We start from the raw sequence: 17993 nt of genomic DNA, 5'->3' as shown, positions 1-17993 counted from the left end.
TACCAAGGTGATAAATAAATTGCGAATGCTCGGCGGCAGCAAAAGCGCACAGAGGTACCCATGTACAGAGGCGACTATCAACTCATCGGCAGCGAGCTGAGTTTTTTCACCCGCAAACTGGAAGCCCAATTACGGTGTCAACAGATATCGTGGCGCTACCTGTTCAAGACCGAAGAACGCAAGGCAGAGCTGGAAGCGAAAGCCGGCACCCACTTCATCCCCCTGTTGATGACGCCTGATAAATGGCTGATCCATGACACCATCGCCATCGGACCCATGCTCAGCGAGCGTTTCAAAAAAAGAGCAGTGATACCCACGACACCATTGCAGCGCGCCTGCTGTTTTATTCTTGAGGATGCCTTTAATCACTGGCTGGGCAGAGTTTGCGTGCACTCCCGTTGGTGCTATCCCGACAACATAGCCTGGGCTGGCCCTCGTTTTGGCGCCAATATGATGCTCGACCGTTCTATCGATGAAGGCCTTTCAGCCACAGAACTGGAGCAACTGGCTCCCATTGGCCCCATGATGTACGAGGGATTTGGCAAAGCGGTTTGCGAGGCCAATGGAGTGGGTCCGCAGCAGGCGGCGGCAGTACAGGGAGATTTCAAAAACATGCTAGACGCGCTTGCCACTCATTTCGCTGACAACGATTTTCTACTGGGTGACCGACCCTGTCTGGCCGACTTCGCTCTGGCAGGCGCCAGCAAGGCTCACTTCATCTGCGACCCCGAACCAGAAAGCTGGCTGGGGCAACATCGCGATATGCTCTACAAATACACGAATCAATTTTTCGGCGACTGGCAGGGCGAACTTGCGCCCTGGCCCGCTGATGACCGGGTGCCTAAGACTCTATCGACTTTACTGGACTACCTGCAGGGCAGCTACTACCAATCAGCGCCTGCTAACATTGCCGCTGGCCTCGCCGGTGAGAAGTTTTACGAATACAACTACGGGTTCGGAACCACGCGTGCCCGCACCCAGAAACGATTGAATGTGGCGAGGATGCACGTGCAAGATGAACTATTAAAAGCAGGAGCGGCCGATAATAGGCAAGTAAAAGCCCTGTTCTCCGAACGCGGCATACTGGAATACTACTTCGCTTAAACCAGGAACAATCACGGTTTTACCACACGACAGGAATTCACCATGTCCACCCGAACCAAACTCTGGCTAGTGCCGGCCCTTCTCTATGGTATTTTCGTTTTCTGGTATACCGATTTTAGTGGCCCGTTAAGCGACAATGAGGTCGATCAGTTCGTAGCCACCATGAAAGCCAACGGCAGCGAACCAGAAACCATAGCCTTCATTCAAAAGTTCGCCCGGCAAGACAGCGGGCGCCAGTTCCTTATGGTGAATAATATCGACATGAACGAGAGCCCGCCGAACGTGGAAGGCGCCGAACCGGGCGAAAGCGCGTCTAAGCTCATGGGTCGCTACATGGCACACATGATACCTGCGCTGCTGGCCCGCGCCTGCCACCCAGTGCTTATGGGCTCTGCTGTCTACCCCACCATGGACCTGGTCGGTATCGAGGGCGCTGAAGATTGGGATCAGGCGGCACTGTTTCGTTATCGCAGCCGCCGTGCCTTACTCGAAATCGTCACCAATCCCGCATTCAACGGAAAACATCACTTTAAGACCGCGGCGCTTGATAAGACCATCGCTTATCCCATTGAAACCAGCTTGTATCTCGGCGACCCCAGGCTTTTGCTGGGGCTTATTCTCCTGGCATTAACCGCACTGGTTGACGGTTGGCGGCTTTCACGACGGCAGCTGAATAACTAAAGGCTCAGATCGCAACGTCATTTGAGCCTGCGGCTGCCACTTGACCACCATCCAGCACCAGCGTGTGACCTGTCATCCATGCGCTTGCACGAGACGATAAATAAATCGCCGCACCTGCCGCATCTTCGGCATCACCCATCCTGCCACGGGGAATAACTTCCCTCAGTCCAGCGCTGATTTTTTCATCATTGACGAGGACAGCGGTCATCTTGCTGGGGAAAAATCCTGGCGCAATGCCATTCACATTAATATTTTCGGGCGCCAGATCAACGGCCAAATGCTTAGTGAGATGAACTACTGCCGCTTTGCTGGAGGAATAGGAATAGGTTGGCATTCCAGGGTGGGTAAAGCCATTGATCGAAGCGATATTGATCACTCTGGCAGGGTCGTCATTTGTAGCGGCTGCTCTTAACGCAGGCGCTAACTGCTGAGCCAGAAAAAACAAGGATTTCACATTCAAGTCCATCACCTTGTCCCAGGCGGATTCGGTGAAATCATCGAAGCTGGCTCCCCAGGACGCTCCAGCATTGTTGATCAATATGTCAATTTTCCCCTCAGCATTTTTCACCTGTTCGGCAAATGCCACCACACCCTCATAGCTGGATAAATCAGATTGAATAGCAATGCACTGGCCAAATGCAGCCAACGTCTCCTCGGCGGCATGCAGCTCGGCTTCTTTACGCGCCGTTATGTAAACTTTGGCCCCATTTTCCAACAAACCTTTTGCCATCATTGCGCCAATGCCGCGAGAACCGCCCGTTATCACTGCCACCTTGCCCGACACATTAAATAGATTTTTCATAAATACCTTAACTTTCTCGTTTAATAAATTTTTCAACGCCTGCCATCATACTAACAGTCGCAACATCTTTCGCCGTTTCAGCTAATTTAGTTGACCAGAGTGGTACCGCCATCCACGGGAATGACTTGCCCGGTGATAAAAGCACCGGCCTGACTAGCAAGCATGAGCGCCACGCCCGCTATATCACTGGGCTCGCCCCAACGACGCATTGGAATGGTTTGAAGCTCCTCTTCAAACGCAGCTTGGTCCTGGCTAAGGAATTCCGTCATCTTGGAATAAAACCGACCCGGCGCAATCGCGTTAACTCGAACATGTGAAGGCGCCAGTTCAGTTGCCGTAATTCTGGTTAGCTGGTGTATTGCAGACTTTGAAGCCGCATAACTAAACGTGTCCAGGCCATTACCCACAATACCTGCTACAGAACCAATATTAATAATCACAGAGGTTTGTTCTGCACTCGCCCTGGCTTTCAGCAAAGGCGCGAGTGCCTGAGTGAGAAAGAACGGGCTCTTCACGTTTACATCCATCACTTTATCCCACCCCACCTCAGGGACCTGACCAAAAGGCGCTGCCCAGGCCGTTCCTGCATTGTTAACGAGCACATCAAGATAACTTTCTCGCTGATTCAGTTCGGTCACTAGTTGGGTGAGCCCCTCGGCAGTCGATACATCGCCCGGTAGCGCAATACATTCTCCAAATTGGCTCAGCTCCTTCGCAGCCTCAATACAGGGCTCTGCTTTTCTTGCCGTTATATACACTCGCTTGGCGCCAGCCTCTAGAAAACCCTGAGCCATAAAAGCACCCAGCCCGCGTGAGCCACCTGTCACCAGACATACTTTATCTTGCATCGAAAAAAGATTTTCAATCATGCTCACCGCACCCTTCAGTAGTGGGGGCAGGTCTGTCTCGAGTCGTCAAAAGACACTGCCTGCCCACGATATTTTTAGTTGGGGGTATAGACGTACTCGTCGCCTTCCACAAATTTCTCGGCCAGGGTTTTGTCGACCATCACCGGCATTTGCGTGACTGACTCATAAAGCGGACCTCGAGAACCGGCCTGATGTGCCGCAAGCAATGCCTCCAGTTCTTTCAGTTTATCAGGGTAGCTAGCTGCAAGGTTATTCTGCTCCGTGGGGTCATCCGCTAGATTGTATAGCCACTTCTGCAGACCGTCGGTGGGGCGGTCATTCAACTGTAATTTCCAGTCGCCATGGCGCACCACCTGATAGTGCCCGTTCTGCCAAAACAGGGTGTCACGATCCCAGCTTTGCGCTCCCTCGCCGGTAACAAGTGGCAGTAAACTCACGCCGTCAATTGCAACTCCCTGTGGCTTTGAAGCGCCAGCTGCAGCAGCGAGCGTCGGCATCATATCAATATGCGCAACGGGAGTATCCACAGAACTACCGGCGGCAATTCTCTCCGGCCACTTAACAAACATCGGCACGCGAAGCCCACCTTCAAACATAGTGATTTTCCAGCCGCGGAACGGACTGTTTACATCCCTGATACCGATGTAGCCTGCGCCACCGTTATCACTGGTAAAAACGACTACGGTGTTATCCGCGATGCCTTCTGCTTCCAGCGTATCAAGTATGCGGCTGACACTGCGATCAACTGCGCGAATCATGCCCGCGTAAACTCGCTTGCGGTGAGGTTCAATGCCACTGAGAGCGTCATAATCTTCTCGCGTCGACTGCAAGGGAGTATGCGGTCCCCAATGAGCGAGATAGAGGAAGAACGGGCGATTCTTGTTGGCCTTGATGACCTTGATAGACTCGTCAGTCCAGTAGTCGGTAAGATAACTTGCGGGTTTGAATTTATTCGCATCACCAGAGTTATAAGAAGCCGAAAAACCCATGCCCGCCCAGAGAAATTTGTCTATCGGGTCAAAAGGAACTTTGGCGTTGACGACATTCGGGTCGTCCTCCGGCAAATACAAACCGCTTTGCATCAGCAGGCTGTCGTCAAAGCCCTGATCGTGTGGCGCCATGCCGTTCTCGCGCCCCAGATGCCATTTGCCAATGTGTGCCGTGTAATACCCCTTTTCCTTGAGGGTTTCGGCGATGGTCACCTCGGAAGCCGGTAAACCCTTGCGCTCATAGGGCGGCTGGCTTTCCTCCAGCGCCTCATCATAAACACTGACAGGAAGCCCGCTGTCCATAGATGCGGCGACCACACCGACTATTTTAGCCATGCCTGCAGGCGTAGGGGTAAATTCAAAGCCGGTACGCGTAGGATAGCGACCGGTCATCATCATTGCTCGCGACGGAGCACAAGTACTGGCACCGGAATAGGATTGGGTGAATACCGCGCCTTCGGCAGCCAGCCGGTCAATGCCCGGCGTCTGCATGCCGCCAACTCCCCCGCCGAAGGTGGAGATGTCGTTATAGCCAAGATCATCGGCCACAATCAGGATGATATTAGGTGGCTGCTCACCGCTTGCCAATGTCTGTTCGGTAGGCCCTTGCTGCCAGGGAATTTCCCGAGTAGGGGCAACGTCGGCGTATTTTTGACTGGTCTTGTACTTGGCCAGCGCCAATATAATATCGGCTCTCTTTGACCAGGCGACTCCAACACCGACCAGCACGACAACCAGCAGAGAGGCCAGAAACTTTTTCATTGGAGCTTATCCCCAAGCCATTGGCCGGTGAACCCAGTGGTTTCGATATTGAGCTGACCCGCCAATCCGGCGCTGCGGTGAACCCCAATTTCCTGCATCTCAGGTGACTGCATCACCTCGAGCATGACCTGGCGCGAGGGCCAGACCGCCAGCCCCACCAAGTCCCACAACTCCTCTACCTCACCCAGGGCCAGGCGTTCCACGTCACCCTTGAAACCAATACCACCGCCAATGCCCTGCAGTAATTTCTTTACACCAGTTTCATATAGCTCGTAAGCCTCCCGTCCGGTGAGATCGGTTTCGCGCCCATCTTTATACTCCGCTTTTTCCTTGAACTTGAGCAGATTGACCATACAGATCGGACCCTCGGCGCCGGGTTCGAGAAAACCCATTATCTGCTCTTCATTGGGGTACACTTTGTTGACGACTTCCATCTTGATTTCCTCTAATGATATTCGTGTTCGCCAGCGGCATCTGCTCGCCGCTACAGCGCAGTGCCTGCAAGTTCCTCAGGCGATAATTTCAAGCCCCATCTCCGCCAGCGGAGCCACCATGTCACCAACTTCACCCGCCGATGCATTGGACGCATTACCCTGGCTTGCACGCTTGGCCACGCCCTGGGCGATTGCCGCCAACCGAAAGAAGCTAAACGCCAGGAAGAAATTCCAGTTGTCGATGCGATCTATCCCTCTGTACTGGCAATAGCTTGCGATGTACTCCTGTTCGCTCGGCAGGCCAAGCGACTGCAGATCAAGTCCTCCAAGGCCACCGGGGGCCATTTTTTGCTGTTCGCTCGCCGGCAGGCGCATACCCATGCATTGGTAGGCCAGGTCAGCACAGGGGTGCCCGATAGTTGACAGCTCCCAGTCCAGCACCGCTATCAACCGGCTGTTGTCCTGGGCGTACATCACGTTATCCAGCCTGAAGTCACCGTGCACCAGGGTCACCTGGCCATCATCCGCAGGCAGGTTCGCCTCCAGGTAGCTGATCAACCGGTCCATTGAACCAATTTTTTCCAACTCCGACGCCCGGTATTGGCTGCTCCACCGTCCCACCTGTCGTTCAAAGTAATTTCCCGGACGGCCATAGTCGGCCAGCCCTGCCGCTTCGAGATCGACACTGTGTATGCTCGCCAGGGTGCGCGCCATCTGGTCATACATGGCCCCGCGGGTGCTGGGATCGTCTATCTCGCCGAGTACCGGATTCCAATAGACGTTGCCGTCGCAATATTCCATCAGGTAGAACATGGAGCCGATTACCGCAGGATCCTCACACAGGTGATAGACCTCGGCGACGGGCACATCGGTGTCCCGCAGCGCGGCAAGGACACGATACTCACGGTCGACCGCATGGGCCGACTTGAGCAACTTTCCAGGCGGCTGCCGACGCAACACATAGGTACCGGAGTCAGCGTCGATCTTGAAGGTTGGATTTGACTGGCCGCCAGGGAATTTACTGGCGCTCAGCGGTCCCTTGAAGCCAGGCACATTGGCTTGCAGGTATGCGGCCAATACTCCTTCATCAAGTGTTGTTACTGAAGACATCAGGAATCCTCGCTGCTGAAAAATGCCATACGCTTGCCCCTGGGGCTCGGCACTTTGTACTCCTCGGGCAGCCTGCAGAGCCTGCCCATATGAGTGGTGCTGCCATCCGCATACTCCCATACCAGTTGGTCACCCTCCATGTAGCGCTTCACGATGACCGGCCCCCAGCCAAAGACGTGAAAATCCAGCACCCCGTTATTCCAGATCATGCTGGCCGAGGAGCGCATGCAGTATTCGTTGTTGCCGATAGTGAACGGCACAGAACCATCGGTATCGTCAGTATTAAAGCCCGCCGTACTGTTGGGGCCATAGTCGTGAATAACTCCGCTTGTAGTCACCACGACACGGCTGCCGCACTGCTCCACCCGTTCCACGTGTCCCACATGGCCGCCCTTTACCCCTAACCACAGGCCCCGGATATCTTCCGCGCCCTCTGGTAATGGCTCGGTACACTGGGCCAGGACCGGCAGGGGAAAATGCGAGTAGCCGCAGCCCGGGGTATTACCCTTGGGGATATCTGCGGCCAGTTTGCCGCTACCGTCGAGTTCCGGCAGATCACAGTAATCCAGAGTACTACCGTCACCCGCCAGGGTGGCGGGGTCCGTGGTCAGTGGCGGGCGAGAAGAAAAGTATCCCAGCCAGAACAGAAAGAGAAACAGGCAGAGTGGGATCACGACAAGGGTGGCGAGTATTTTCTTGATCATAGAGTCACGATTTCCCTCGGACTAGTTGTACTGGATTCCCGCCTTCGCGGGAATAACGCAGATGCGTGCACGCTAGCTTGCCACCAGGGCGTCGGCCATGGGCCCGAACCAGGTTTGCTTTAGGGTCTTGAAGATACCCGGCTCCTTGGTACCCAGTTGGCTGGCCAGGGTCTTGGCCTGCTCCAGCAGCTGTTCCAGAGGTGCCTTAGCGTCGGCTATGCCCGCCTCGATTGCCTCATCCGCTGTATAACGCTTGCCGGTTAGCAGCGCATCGCGGGCGGTATTGGCGGGCAGTTTACCCTGCAGTATTCCCATCATGGGGGCCGGGATGGGCACGCCCACATCGACCTCGGACACACAAAACCAACCCCTGTCCTCTCGCATGATGCGGTAATCACAGGAAAGCGCCATAAATGCACCCCCGGCAAAAGCATGGCCATTAATCGCGGCAACCGTAGGGCATGGCAGTACCAGGAATCGCTGGTGAATCTCGGCCATGCGACTGCCGAACAAGACCATCTCTTGCGGTGCCAAATGCGTTACGACCTCAAGATTCAGGCCATTACAGAAGAACTTGTCCTCTCCGGTCAGAATCAGCGCAGCGCCCTTGCCACAATCCGTCTCCACCGTATCGAGAATATCCAGCATACGCTGCTGCCACTCTGGGCAAATCACGTTAGGACCCGCGTTCATGGTCACCAGGTGAAGGTCGCCATCTTTGGTGTAATCAATCATTGTTGAATTTCCTGCAGAGAGGTTTAGGCTGCGGCGACAGCCGCCGGCTCTTGTTCCTCGGCGTTAACCAACGCGGAGAAGCGTTGCTGTTGATAATCGGCATCACCGAACAGCGTGTTGGCGATCATCAGGCGCTTGACATAGGAGCCCACCGAGAGTTCCTCGGTCATACCCATGCCGCCATGCATCTGGATGCCCTCACCGCCGATCTTGCGGCCTGCGCGGCCCACCATGACTTTCAGCGCCAGCAGGCTGCGCTGGGCGTCCTCATCCCCGGCATCCAGTGCGCATACCGCGCGGTAGAGCAGCGACTTAGTATTCTCACAGGCGGCGAACATATCAACCATGCGATGTTGCAGGGCCTGAAACGAACCAATATGGGTGCCGAACTGCTTACGGGTTTTCAGATACTCCAAAGTCTGGGTATTGAGTGATTCCATAGCACCCAAGGCGTCTGCAGCAACCGCGAGCATGGCCTGGTCTAACACGGGATTCATCAATGCGAAGCCCTCTCCGAGCCCACCGACAACGGCGTCTGCGGTGACATTATCCAGCGAAACATTCGCCGCTTCGCGCCCGTCAGTCATGCGGTAGGCAGTAGTGTTAACTCCTTCAGCGAACGCATCAACCAGGAACAGGCTCAGGCCATTCTCATCTGACTGCTCACCGGAGCTGCGCGCAAGTACAATAAGCTTCTGCGCGGCGCCGCCGTTGAGTACTACTGTTTTCTCTCCATTGAGTACCCAGTTCACACCATCCTGACGTGCGCGGGTTTTAACGTCGGTGATCATATAGCGGCTTTGTCGCTCGGCAAAGGCAAAAGCACCCTGCAGCTCACCGGCCACGATCTGCGGTATCAGTTCGCTTTTCAGTTCCTCGCTGGCGCCGGCCTGCAGCAATCCACCAAACAGTAATACTGTCGGTAGGAAAGGCTCCGCCACCAGGCCGCGACCAAATTCCTGCGTAATAACCATAGTATCGACCGGGCCACCACCAAAACCGCCGTACTCCTCGGCAAAGGGAATGGACAGCCAGCCCAGTTCCGCAAACTGTTGCCAGTTGTCCGCACTGAACCCATGCTGCAGCGCTACCGTTTCATTGCGCTGGTCGAAGGCGTAGGTTTCCTGAACGAAGCGAGCAACGCTGTCCTGGATCATGATCTGTTCTTCGGAAAGATTAAAATTCATTGCATTTCTCCTTGCGTTCTACCTACAGGCCCAGCACATGCTTGGCGGTAACATTCTTTTGTACTTCATCGGAGCCACCGTAAATCGATGAGGCGCGCCCCCGGAAATACTGCTTCTGTGCAAAATCGGCAAAATCATGACCAAGCTGGGCAGCATTCAATTCACCCTGCAAAGTCTGGCTATAATAGCCAGCGACATCCATACGCAGCTCCTGAATCGCCTGTTGAATATCGGTGCCCTGAAGTTTCAACAGCGATGACTCAGGTCCGGGCATATTGCCTTCAGCAGCTGATGCCAGTACTCGCAGCTCAGTAAATTCCAAAGCCATCAAGTCAATTTCTACCTCGGCCAAACGCCTTTCAAAGGCCGGATCCTGCAACAGCGAAGTACCGCCATTAACCTCAGCACGAGCCAGTTCGCGTAGCTGCTCCAGATTGCGTTTAGACTCCGCCACCTCGGCAATGGAGAGTCGCTCATGCACCAGCAACGACTTGGCATAAGTCCAACCTTTGCCCTCCTCGCCAATGCGGTTTTCCACTGGAACCTTCACATCTTCAAAAAACACTTCATTGAGATGATGGAAGCCATCAATCGTATTTATCGGACGCACCGTTACCCCGGGGCTTTTCATGTCAATCAACAAAAAGCTGATGCCCTCTTGTTTACGACCGCTATTGTCGGTGCGCACCAGGCAGAAAATCCAATCAGCTGCCTGCGCAAAGCTAGTCCAGATCTTGCTACCGTTAACCACGTAATTGCTACCACTGCTATCGAGCTCTGCCTTGCACGCAAGAGAAGCAAGGTCAGACCCGGCGCCGGGCTCAGAATAACCCTGACACCACCAGTCATCACTGTTGAGAATACGAGGCAAAAAGTGCGCCTTTTGCTCATCACTGCCATAGCTGTAAATAACAGGCGCCACCATGGTCACACCAAAAGGGATTGGCGCAGGGGCGCCGACCTTGCCCCGCTCCGCATTGAAAATAAAGTGCTGGGTCATGCTCCAGTCCTGCCCTCCGTACTCCACTGGCCACCCGGGCGCCATCCAGCCCCTTTCATTCAGGCGGTGCTGATATTCAATCATGCCATCTTTCAAATTCGCCGAAGCTTCTGCCCCATGCAGTTTGGACAATAATTCCTCATCCAATATATCTGCAAAAAACTGGCGGACCTCAGCCTGAAAGCCCAGTTCCTCTTCAGTAAAGCGCGTGTCCATAAAAAACTCCTGATTCTACGGCGCGGACTCACGTCCGCCGGTTATATTTAAAATTGCCCGAACACACTGTTCAGGCTGATCCTGTTGCACAAAATGTCCAGCGGGGCCGATAGTTCTGTGTTCTACACCCGCGCAGCCCGGCACTAATTTAATAAACGGCTTGTCACCGCCTGCACTCACCGGATCGTCATCAGAAAAGGCACACATAAAGGGCTTATCAAACTGTTTTAGCACCTCCCAGGCGGCCTTGTTTTCCGCGACTTCCGGCTCATCGTGGAACACCGGCACTAGCGAAGGAAAACGACGCGCGCCCGCCACGTAGGAGGCATCTGGATATGGTGCATTGAAGGCCTCTTTCTCTGCATCCGTCAGCGACGAAGCATTACCAATACTATCGATCGCATCGCCAGGACGCTGGATTTCCTCGCTTTCGGCGCAAAACTTGCGCCAGTAGAAAAACCCGGGGACGCCGGGTGCACCGCCCTCGTAGGTTCCGCGGAAGCAAGCATCCAGCTCCGATGCTTTTACCACCGGCAACGTTTTATAGGCTTCTTTCGCGAGGGCCGCGAACTCCTCAGGAACCATCCCGGCAGGTAACGCGCCATTAGCCAGCACTACCCCCGCAAAGCGCTCCGGGAACGCTGCTACGAGACGCAGGCCAATCAGGCTGCCCCAGTCTTGCAAAAATACGGTGATACCACTGAGATCCAACTGGGTCAGCCAGTCACTCATCCAGGCCACGTGGCGGGCGTAAGTGTAGTCCTCGATCTCCGTGGGCTTGTCTGAGCGGCCAAAGCCCACCAGGTCCGGCGCAATCACCCGAAAGCCTGCCTCCACCAGCGGTGGAATCATGTGGCGATACAGGTAGCTCCAGGCGGGTTGTCCGTGCAGTAACAAAACCACCTCGCCATCGGCTGGACCCTCGTCCAGGTAGTGGATCCGCAGCTTTCCCCACTCGGTGTCATCTACCTCCAAGTAATTAGGCTTGAAGGGATAATCGGGTAGCTTGTCGAATCGCTCGTCGGGTGTTCGTTTGAACTCCATCGTTTAAAAGGCTCTTCCTGTGCTAGTTAGGTCGCTTGATTTTTTTCTTAATATCGCATATTTTGTGTCATTACATTATGGCATAGATCATGCCATTACAAGATATTATTTTTAAGGGACTTATACAATGATTAAGTTGAAGCCGCTCGCATCCGCTCTAACCCTGGCTGCCTATTGCGCAAGCGCTCTTGCCCAAACACCGATGCTGGAAGAAGTTATCGTAACTGCAACCAAACGCGCTGAGAGCCTGCAGGATATCGCCGTCACCGTAACCGCCTTCAGTGCAGATACGATTCAGGAAGCCAACATCCGCGATGCCGGCGATGTGGCGGTGCTGACACCTTCACTCAATATCAATACCAATATCAGTCCCTTCAGCGCCCGTATGACCATACGCGGCATCGGCACGGCAGGCTCCACCTTCCTTGAGCCGTCTGTTGGTACCTTTGTCGATGGTGTCTATCTCAATCGCACTGGCCTCGCTGTGTCTGACCTGCTGGATATCGAGCGCATCGAGGTACTGCAGGGACCCCAGGGGACGCTCTATGGCAAGAACACCAACGCCGGAGCCATTAGCATCACCACCAAGAGGCCCAATTTCGAAGAGACCGAGGGCCACCTGGAAGCCACTGCCGGCAACTATTCCATGCAGCGGGTCACCGGCTCTCTGTCTGGCCCAATAGCAAATACCTTCGCCTACCGCGTGGCGGGTAGTTACCACGAACGCAACGGCTATCTTGAGAATCTCGCAGGCCCTGACCTCAATGATGCCGATGAATGGAACGTAGTCGGTAAGCTGCAATGGGAACCGAATGACGAACTGTCTGTTTTGCTCAAGGCCAGCCGCGTAGAGCGGGACATGAATTGCTGTTCGCCTGATTCCGTTCACGATCCGATCGCAGACCAGGCGATAATCGCGCGCGGGCAGGCGCCCCTGGGTAATGACCCCTATGATCACGTGACCTCTCAGAATATCCCAAGCCCGTTCGAGCAAGAGTCCACGGCAGCTTCAGTGCACATTGATTATGACGCCGGCTGGGGCACCATCGAATCGATCTCGGCCTGGGATGATTACGACCTCGAATCTTCCCAAGAGGCCAGCCGATCGGTACTCGATCTAACCTTCCTGAGCCAACCCCAGTCGGGCGACAGCTTCTCCCAGGAGCTGCGATTCAGCAACAGTACCGATAATATTGATTACATGGCGGGCCTCTATTACTTCACGCAAGAGACCAGTGAATTTGAAGGCAAGGGCAAGATAAGCGCCGAAATCGGCTCTGACATAAGTATCGGGGGACTGATCTTTGGTGCACAGTTGCCGTTGATCGTTGCGGCGGGAGATTATGGGATCCAGGACAGCCTCTTTGAAACCGAAACCATGGCCCTATTCGGCCGCGCTACCTGGCATATAGGCGACAATTGGCACCTCACGGGCGGCCTGCGATGGAGCGACGAAGAGAAAGACGCGGACCTGTTTGTCGATGTAGAATCTACCGCAATCACCGCCCAGAACCCGGAAAATATCCCGCCGCCGATCCTTGCCCTGCTGGCTCAAAATGGTATCTTTCCACCCTTCTCACTGCTGTCATCAGCACGCCCGGAGATCGACGATTCCTTTAACCGCAGTAGCGACAATGTCGACTGGCTCGGCAGCGTCAGTTACGACCTCAGCATCGACACCCTATTATTCGCTAGCGCCTCTACGGGAACCAAGTCTGGGGGATTCAATGGCGTGGCCGGTGAACCGGGGGATCGGGAATTTAATGACGAAGAGACTACCAGCTATGAGTTGGGCATCAAAACTACCCTGCTGGATTCACGGCTGCGGATCAACTCCACGCTATTCTTAACCGAAATCACAGATATGCAGACCAACCAGCAGGCAACCAGCGGCTTAGGCCAGTTCACCTCTAACCAGGGTGAGGCTGAAGTAGCGGGGCTGGATTTTCAACTGGATGCCCTGCCTATGCCTAATCTGACTGTGACTCTGGGCCTGCAGTACCTGGACAAGTATGAGTTTACCGCAGGGCCCGACAAGGGACTGAACCTGGCCTATGCGGCCGAGCTCAGCGGCAACCTGGGCGCGACTCTGGTTTTTCCAATAGCAGACGGGGGCGTCTATCTGCGTGGCGATTACAGCTTCATGGGCGACCACACCACCAATACCGCCAGCGCAGCGCAGCTGCAAGCCAAGGACGAGCAGGACCGCCAGAACCTCAATGTGGCTCTGGGTTGGCGCAACGATAACTGGAACGTCAGCCTATGGGGCAAAAATCTCACTGACGAGGAGTATGCCGCCCAGACTCTGGTCCCTTACCCCATATCTAATATGGATGCCTACTTCCTGGCGCCGCCCAAAACCTACGGAGCCACACTGCGCTACGACTTCTAACGGAACTGCAGGACGGGCAACTCTTGCGTTGCCCGTCACATTTCAAGTTGGCAGGGAATCTACCGCACTGATCGCTGCAGACAAATGACTGGTGTCGTTAAAGCGCCTGACACTTAAGCGACCCTGATAAGCAATCAGATGACTGATAGATCCGTTATCGGCACCGACAAATGCGAAGGGCTCAGAGTTGGTCGCTTGTGACAATACGCTGCCAATAACCCCGCCATGAACAACAACCATAACCACCTGGTCCGGGTGTTTTTCAATGATGCTATTGAGACCCCGCGCGACCCGCGCGTCCAACTCGGCATTGGTCTCCCCGCCTGGAATTTTCCCCCATTCCTGCTGTTCGCGCATCTCGATAATTTTCGGATGATCCTGATGAACCTTTATTCGAAAGAGCCCGCCTTCCCAATCACCCAGATGAACTTCACGTAAGTCCGCCACCACCTTAGGCGTCATGCCCTTACGTGCACACAGTGGAGCAGCCGTTTCATGAGTTCGCCGAAGATTGGTCACGTATACCGCGTCAATAACCTGATCAGCGAGACGTTGGCTTAACTTTTCTGCCTGCTCGCGTCCTGTTTGAGCCAGCTCTGGGTCGCCTTGACCATTGACTAGCGGAAAGGGCTCACCTTCAGTGGCAGCCTTGGATTCGCCATGGCGTATTAGTAGTATCTCTGTCGCGCCCACTGGCCTAACAAATTTTTGCTGACGGTAACTTTTAGTTTCACTCATGCCGATACCTTAGCGCATCAACCCCCAGGCTGTGAACTGAACAGCTCCATACTTTACTGAGCGAGGTATTAGCTATACCTTTTCTAAGAAGATCAAACCTGATGATTAAGGAAAATTTTGAACAAAGCACCCAGCTCGATAATCGACTTTGACGGATCGCCCTGCCGACGCGGTGGTGATAGCCTCAAATGGAACCGCTACGCCAGTGAACACAAAGAGGTGATCGCCGCTTGGGTCGCCGATACCGATTTCCTCACGCCGGGGCCTGTGATCGATGCTGTTCGCGCACGGCTAGAAGGCGGGCCATTGGGCTATTGCGACCTTCCCCCCGAGCTTGTTGAAGTATTTTTGCAACGCATGCAACGCCTTTATAATTGGCAGATTGAACCCTCTTCTATCGTGCCTTTATCGGGCGTTGTACCAGGCCTATTCGGCGCGGCGCGCACAGCAAGCGGGCCGGGGGATGGGGTGATAGCCCAGAGTCCAAACTACCACCACTTCTTTGGTGCTGCGCAGCTCTCTGACCGTCACCTATTGAAACTGGATAACCACATTGTCTGCGGACAGTGGCAGATGGATTTTGATCAGCTAGAGGAAATCGCTGCGACCGGCGCCAAAAGCCTACTGCTTTGCAATCCGCACAATCCAGTGGGCCGAATACTAACGCGCAAAGAACTGGAAACGATTGCTGATACATGCATACGCAATAACCTGATGATTTGTTCGGACGAAATTCATGCGGAAATTATTCTGGATGAAAGCAAGTCGCATATTCCTATTGCAACTCTTTGCCCGGAAGTTGCGGATAACACTATTACATTGCTTTCACCCAGCAAGGCGTTCAATTTACCCGGCATCGGCGGATTCGCTTTCGCCGTTATTCCTAACTCTGAACTGCGCGAGGATTTCAAAGCGAAAATTCATGGGATTGCCACTGAGCCCGGCTCGTTGGCTTATGCTGCGGGTCTAGCTGCCTATCGCGATTGTGACGGCTGGTTAGCACAGCAACTGGACTATTTGCGCGAGAATCGCGACCTCCTAGAGGCAAAAGTAGCGGCCACAGCCGGTTTGTCCATGACTCATGTGGAGGCCACTTTTCTTGCCTGGATTGACGTGTCGGAGTTGGCACTGGAAAGCCCATTTGAGCATTTTCTTGCACATGGCTTGGCCTTGTCAGACGGCGCACCGATGGGTAATCCCAACTACCAGCGATTAAACTTTGGCTGCACTCGCGCCACGCTGCAAGAAATACTGAAGCGCATTGATACAGCAGTTGCAGCTGCCTGATACCAGCACCCAGGCATCACACGATGAACATTTATCAACTTAGAAAAATAGCCCGATTGTTGGATAGTCGATATTAGCGTAATCCAGCACCACCTCACGATGAGCAATCTTGTAGCTGCCCTCAGCCTTACGCAGGGTGTCGCGCCGCTGACCGGCATAGAGGTAATTGTCATTACCAGGGCGCGCATAATGCAGGTGGAAATTACTAATGATTTTTAAGGATTCGTCTTCGTCGGCAAGGATTTCAACGTTGCTCACCAGTCGCCGCGTGCGGGCGGGAGGGTTTTCCGACCAGGAATTCATCTTGTATGCCCGCTCTACGCGGATCATCATTTGCAGGTAGCCTTCTTCGCGGATAGGGCAACCTTCCGATTCCGCACCCTCAAGCTCACGCTCTATGCTGATCATATCTTCATTTCCGCGGTCGCGATTATTGACCATCACGTTAACCCGGGAAGGCACAATATAGCGTAGGTCTTCGCTGACGAGCTCAAACCATTGCTGATACTGACGACTGTCAAGCAGGCGGGCTTCAAGATAATAAAATTGCTCCACCGATAACTGTAGTTGGGGCGTTAAACTGAATTCGCTCATACTATTTTTCCACCGCTAACAGTGCATCCCGCCAGCGGGTGAAAAATGCACGGGCATAGTGTTCATTCGCTGTAACATCAACCATGCCGGGCAGGTCGGGGTGCGGCCTCTCTTCGTTTAGTCCCAGGCCATAAAAGTAGGGTCTGTCGTCGGCGAAATCAAAATTACTGCCTCTGAACTGCTGTGACCAAACTTCAGAATCCTCTTGTTCAAGAATTCCACCCGGACCAAACAAGGAGGTGTAGTTAGTGCGTAAAGTTTTCTTGATCTCTTCCGGCGCGTCTGCAGGCACTACCGACCAACTCCAGTACTCTACTTTTCCCGGGCCCCTGGGATGCGACACCTTGAAGGAAGCGTTCGACCAAAGAAAAGACAGGTTAGGATAAACACCGTAAGTCAGACCTTTCATTCGTGCGCGCAATGCGCCAACACGCTCTTCAGCTTTTGCCTGCGTGGCTCGCAAGTAATCGTGAACCTCAGGGCCGCCCAGAATAGATCCGGGAGCCTCCATACCCCATGCTACATCGTCGATGGGAGCATTTTCAGGCATCAGGCGAAAGGTCGCACCGTGGCCCGCCTCTGTCACTGCGCTGAGGCCATAGTCAATGATCTCCTGATTAGCCTCCAGAGGTATTACTGCGGCATGCAGGAAGGGGCCGTGATTAACATCCCCCAATTGGTTCTCCATGGGCAACTTCCAGTTCGCCTCGATCACCCAGCGATGGGGCGCACCGACAAACTCTATTCCACCCTCGAAACGGTCCAGAAAAGCCTCCAGGTAGTAGCGTTGATCACCCAGGTAGTCTTCCAATGGAATAATGTCTTTATCGAAACTGCCAAAATAAAAACCGCGCCAGCTTTCGAGGCGGGGCACCTGCTTCAAACCCAGCAGGCTCTTATCCGGTCGCGATTTAAGTTCGCGTTCCTGGGGGATGGTGACCAGTTCGCCCTCAACGGTATAAGACCAATTATGATAAGGGCAGACAAAGCGCTTGGTATTACCGTGATCGGCACGGCACACCGGTAAGCCGCGATGGGTGCAACTATTGATCGAGGCATGAACTTCATTATCGCTGCCGCGGGCCAAAATTATAGGAGTTTCGCACATATAGGCCTGCACAAAGTCGCCCCGCTCCTTAATCTGGCTATCATGACCAAGAAACAACCAGGCCTTACCAAATATGCCCTTCTTCTCAAGCTCATATACGTCCCTGTCAGTCCAGCAGCGGCGGCTGACCAGGGTGGCATCATCGTTCACCAGTTCACAAACGTTAACTAGCACGGCTGGACTCTCCTTGATTTCCTACAAACGGTAATTTTTCTGCCAGCACAAAAATTATCATCG

At 54.1% G+C, this 17993-nt stretch carries 17 protein-coding genes; 4 read left to right on the top strand and 13 right to left on the bottom strand.

The genetic code is table 11. The annotated features are described in order from the left end of the window. Nucleotides 1-60 precede the first annotated feature (60 nt). Entirely contained in the window at nucleotides 61-1104 is a 1044-nt protein-coding gene (locus EYC87_RS15310) for a glutathione S-transferase C-terminal domain-containing protein (protein ID WP_279253622.1), read from the top strand. Nucleotides 1105-1146: 42 nt separating this feature from the next. Continuing rightward, on the top strand, nucleotides 1147-1785 hold the full coding sequence (locus EYC87_RS15305) for a hypothetical protein (protein ID WP_279253621.1): 639 nt from the start codon (nucleotides 1147-1149) through the stop codon (nucleotides 1783-1785). A 4-nt stretch (nucleotides 1786-1789) separates the two neighbouring features. Here the strand turns inward: EYC87_RS15305 and EYC87_RS15300 are convergent, their stop codons facing one another. From EYC87_RS15300 to EYC87_RS15255, 10 genes are all read right to left on the bottom strand, one after another. Continuing rightward, complete coding sequence (locus tag EYC87_RS15300) at nucleotides 1790-2587, bottom strand: SDR family NAD(P)-dependent oxidoreductase (protein ID WP_279253620.1); 798 nt, start codon at nucleotides 2585-2587, stop codon at nucleotides 1790-1792. 86 nt (nucleotides 2588-2673) lie between these two features. Then, complete coding sequence (locus tag EYC87_RS15295; protein ID WP_279253619.1) at nucleotides 2674-3456, bottom strand: SDR family oxidoreductase; 783 nt, start codon at nucleotides 3454-3456, stop codon at nucleotides 2674-2676. Between the two features lie 74 nt (nucleotides 3457-3530). Next, a complete protein-coding gene (locus EYC87_RS15290) occupies nucleotides 3531-5207 on the bottom strand; it encodes a sulfatase (protein WP_279253618.1) in 1677 nt (558 codons plus the stop codon). Next, nucleotides 5204-5641 (bottom strand): DUF1330 domain-containing protein, encoded by a 438-nt coding sequence (locus EYC87_RS15285; RefSeq protein ID WP_279253617.1) that lies wholly within the window; start codon nucleotides 5639-5641, stop codon nucleotides 5204-5206. Before EYC87_RS15285 ends, EYC87_RS15290 begins: the two co-directional genes overlap by 4 nt. 75 nt (nucleotides 5642-5716) lie before the next feature. Beyond that, nucleotides 5717-6751 (bottom strand): phosphotransferase family protein, encoded by a 1035-nt coding sequence (locus EYC87_RS15280; RefSeq protein WP_279253616.1) that lies wholly within the window; start codon nucleotides 6749-6751, stop codon nucleotides 5717-5719. Further along, on the bottom strand, nucleotides 6751-7455 hold the full coding sequence (locus EYC87_RS15275) for a hypothetical protein (RefSeq protein ID WP_279253615.1): 705 nt from the start codon (nucleotides 7453-7455) through the stop codon (nucleotides 6751-6753). The genes EYC87_RS15280 and EYC87_RS15275 overlap by 1 nt, the downstream gene beginning before the upstream one ends. 72 nt (nucleotides 7456-7527) lie before the next feature. Then, nucleotides 7528-8190 (bottom strand): enoyl-CoA hydratase/isomerase family protein, encoded by a 663-nt coding sequence (locus EYC87_RS15270; protein ID WP_279253614.1) that lies wholly within the window; start codon nucleotides 8188-8190, stop codon nucleotides 7528-7530. A gap of 23 nt (nucleotides 8191-8213) precedes the next feature. Beyond that, nucleotides 8214-9377 (bottom strand): acyl-CoA dehydrogenase family protein, encoded by a 1164-nt coding sequence (locus EYC87_RS15265; protein ID WP_279253613.1) that lies wholly within the window; start codon nucleotides 9375-9377, stop codon nucleotides 8214-8216. Nucleotides 9378-9399: 22 nt separating this feature from the next. After that, nucleotides 9400-10593, bottom strand: a complete 1194-nt coding sequence (locus tag EYC87_RS15260) for an acyl-CoA dehydrogenase family protein (RefSeq protein ID WP_279253612.1) — start codon at nucleotides 10591-10593, stop codon at nucleotides 9400-9402. A gap of 15 nt (nucleotides 10594-10608) precedes the next feature. Then, nucleotides 10609-11637, bottom strand: a complete 1029-nt coding sequence (locus tag EYC87_RS15255; RefSeq protein ID WP_279253611.1) for a haloalkane dehalogenase — start codon at nucleotides 11635-11637, stop codon at nucleotides 10609-10611. A 127-nt stretch (nucleotides 11638-11764) separates the two neighbouring features. Between EYC87_RS15255 and EYC87_RS15250 the strand changes: the two genes are divergently transcribed. Further along, entirely contained in the window at nucleotides 11765-14029 is a 2265-nt protein-coding gene (locus EYC87_RS15250) for a TonB-dependent receptor (protein ID WP_279253610.1), read from the top strand. Nucleotides 14030-14071: 42 nt separating this feature from the next. Here EYC87_RS15250 and EYC87_RS15245 read toward each other — a convergent pair whose 3' ends face one another. Continuing rightward, on the bottom strand, nucleotides 14072-14767 hold the full coding sequence (locus EYC87_RS15245) for a histidine phosphatase family protein (RefSeq protein WP_279253609.1): 696 nt from the start codon (nucleotides 14765-14767) through the stop codon (nucleotides 14072-14074). 117 nt (nucleotides 14768-14884) lie between these two features. Here EYC87_RS15245 and EYC87_RS15240 point away from each other — a divergent pair, with 117 nt between their 5' ends. After that, a complete protein-coding gene (locus tag EYC87_RS15240; RefSeq protein WP_279253608.1) occupies nucleotides 14885-16054 on the top strand; it encodes a MalY/PatB family protein in 1170 nt (389 codons plus the stop codon). 39 nt (nucleotides 16055-16093) lie between these two features. On the opposite strand, the gene EYC87_RS15235 is transcribed toward EYC87_RS15240, so the two are convergent. After that, on the bottom strand, nucleotides 16094-16648 hold the full coding sequence (locus EYC87_RS15235) for an aromatic-ring-hydroxylating dioxygenase subunit beta (RefSeq protein ID WP_279253607.1): 555 nt from the start codon (nucleotides 16646-16648) through the stop codon (nucleotides 16094-16096). A gap of 1 nt (nucleotide 16649) precedes the next feature. Then, on the bottom strand, nucleotides 16650-17930 hold the full coding sequence (locus EYC87_RS15230) for an aromatic ring-hydroxylating oxygenase subunit alpha (protein ID WP_279253606.1): 1281 nt from the start codon (nucleotides 17928-17930) through the stop codon (nucleotides 16650-16652). Nucleotides 17931-17993 lie beyond the last annotated feature (63 nt).

The organism is Candidatus Seongchinamella marina (assembly GCF_026262685.1).
In the GTDB taxonomy this organism is placed as follows: domain Bacteria; phylum Pseudomonadota; class Gammaproteobacteria; order Pseudomonadales; family Halieaceae; genus Halioglobus; species Halioglobus marinus.
The sequence above is the reverse complement of the archived record's forward strand: the minus strand, read 5'-3'. Positions and strand labels throughout refer to the sequence as shown.

Coding starts and splice junctions, on each gene's coding strand:
- EYC87_RS15310 (WP_279253622.1), top strand. CDS start 61: ATGTACAGAGGCGACTATCAACTCATCGGCAGCGAGCTGAGTTTTTTC.
- EYC87_RS15305 (WP_279253621.1), top strand. CDS start 1,147: ATGTCCACCCGAACCAAACTCTGGCTAGTGCCGGCCCTTCTCTATGGT.
- EYC87_RS15300 (WP_279253620.1), bottom strand. CDS start 2,587: ATGAAAAATCTATTTAATGTGTCGGGCAAGGTGGCAGTGATAACGGGC.
- EYC87_RS15295 (WP_279253619.1), bottom strand. CDS start 3,456: ATGATTGAAAATCTTTTTTCGATGCAAGATAAAGTATGTCTGGTGACA.
- EYC87_RS15290 (WP_279253618.1), bottom strand. CDS start 5,207: ATGAAAAAGTTTCTGGCCTCTCTGCTGGTTGTCGTGCTGGTCGGTGTT.
- EYC87_RS15285 (WP_279253617.1), bottom strand. CDS start 5,641: ATGGAAGTCGTCAACAAAGTGTACCCCAATGAAGAGCAGATAATGGGT.
- EYC87_RS15280 (WP_279253616.1), bottom strand. CDS start 6,751: ATGTCTTCAGTAACAACACTTGATGAAGGAGTATTGGCCGCATACCTG.
- EYC87_RS15275 (WP_279253615.1), bottom strand. CDS start 7,455: ATGATCAAGAAAATACTCGCCACCCTTGTCGTGATCCCACTCTGCCTG.
- EYC87_RS15270 (WP_279253614.1), bottom strand. CDS start 8,190: ATGATTGATTACACCAAAGATGGCGACCTTCACCTGGTGACCATGAAC.
- EYC87_RS15265 (WP_279253613.1), bottom strand. CDS start 9,377: ATGAATTTTAATCTTTCCGAAGAACAGATCATGATCCAGGACAGCGTT.
- EYC87_RS15260 (WP_279253612.1), bottom strand. CDS start 10,593: ATGGACACGCGCTTTACTGAAGAGGAACTGGGCTTTCAGGCTGAGGTC.
- EYC87_RS15255 (WP_279253611.1), bottom strand. CDS start 11,637: ATGGAGTTCAAACGAACACCCGACGAGCGATTCGACAAGCTACCCGAT.
- EYC87_RS15250 (WP_279253610.1), top strand. CDS start 11,765: ATGATTAAGTTGAAGCCGCTCGCATCCGCTCTAACCCTGGCTGCCTAT.
- EYC87_RS15245 (WP_279253609.1), bottom strand. CDS start 14,767: ATGAGTGAAACTAAAAGTTACCGTCAGCAAAAATTTGTTAGGCCAGTG.
- EYC87_RS15235 (WP_279253607.1), bottom strand. CDS start 16,648: ATGAGCGAATTCAGTTTAACGCCCCAACTACAGTTATCGGTGGAGCAA.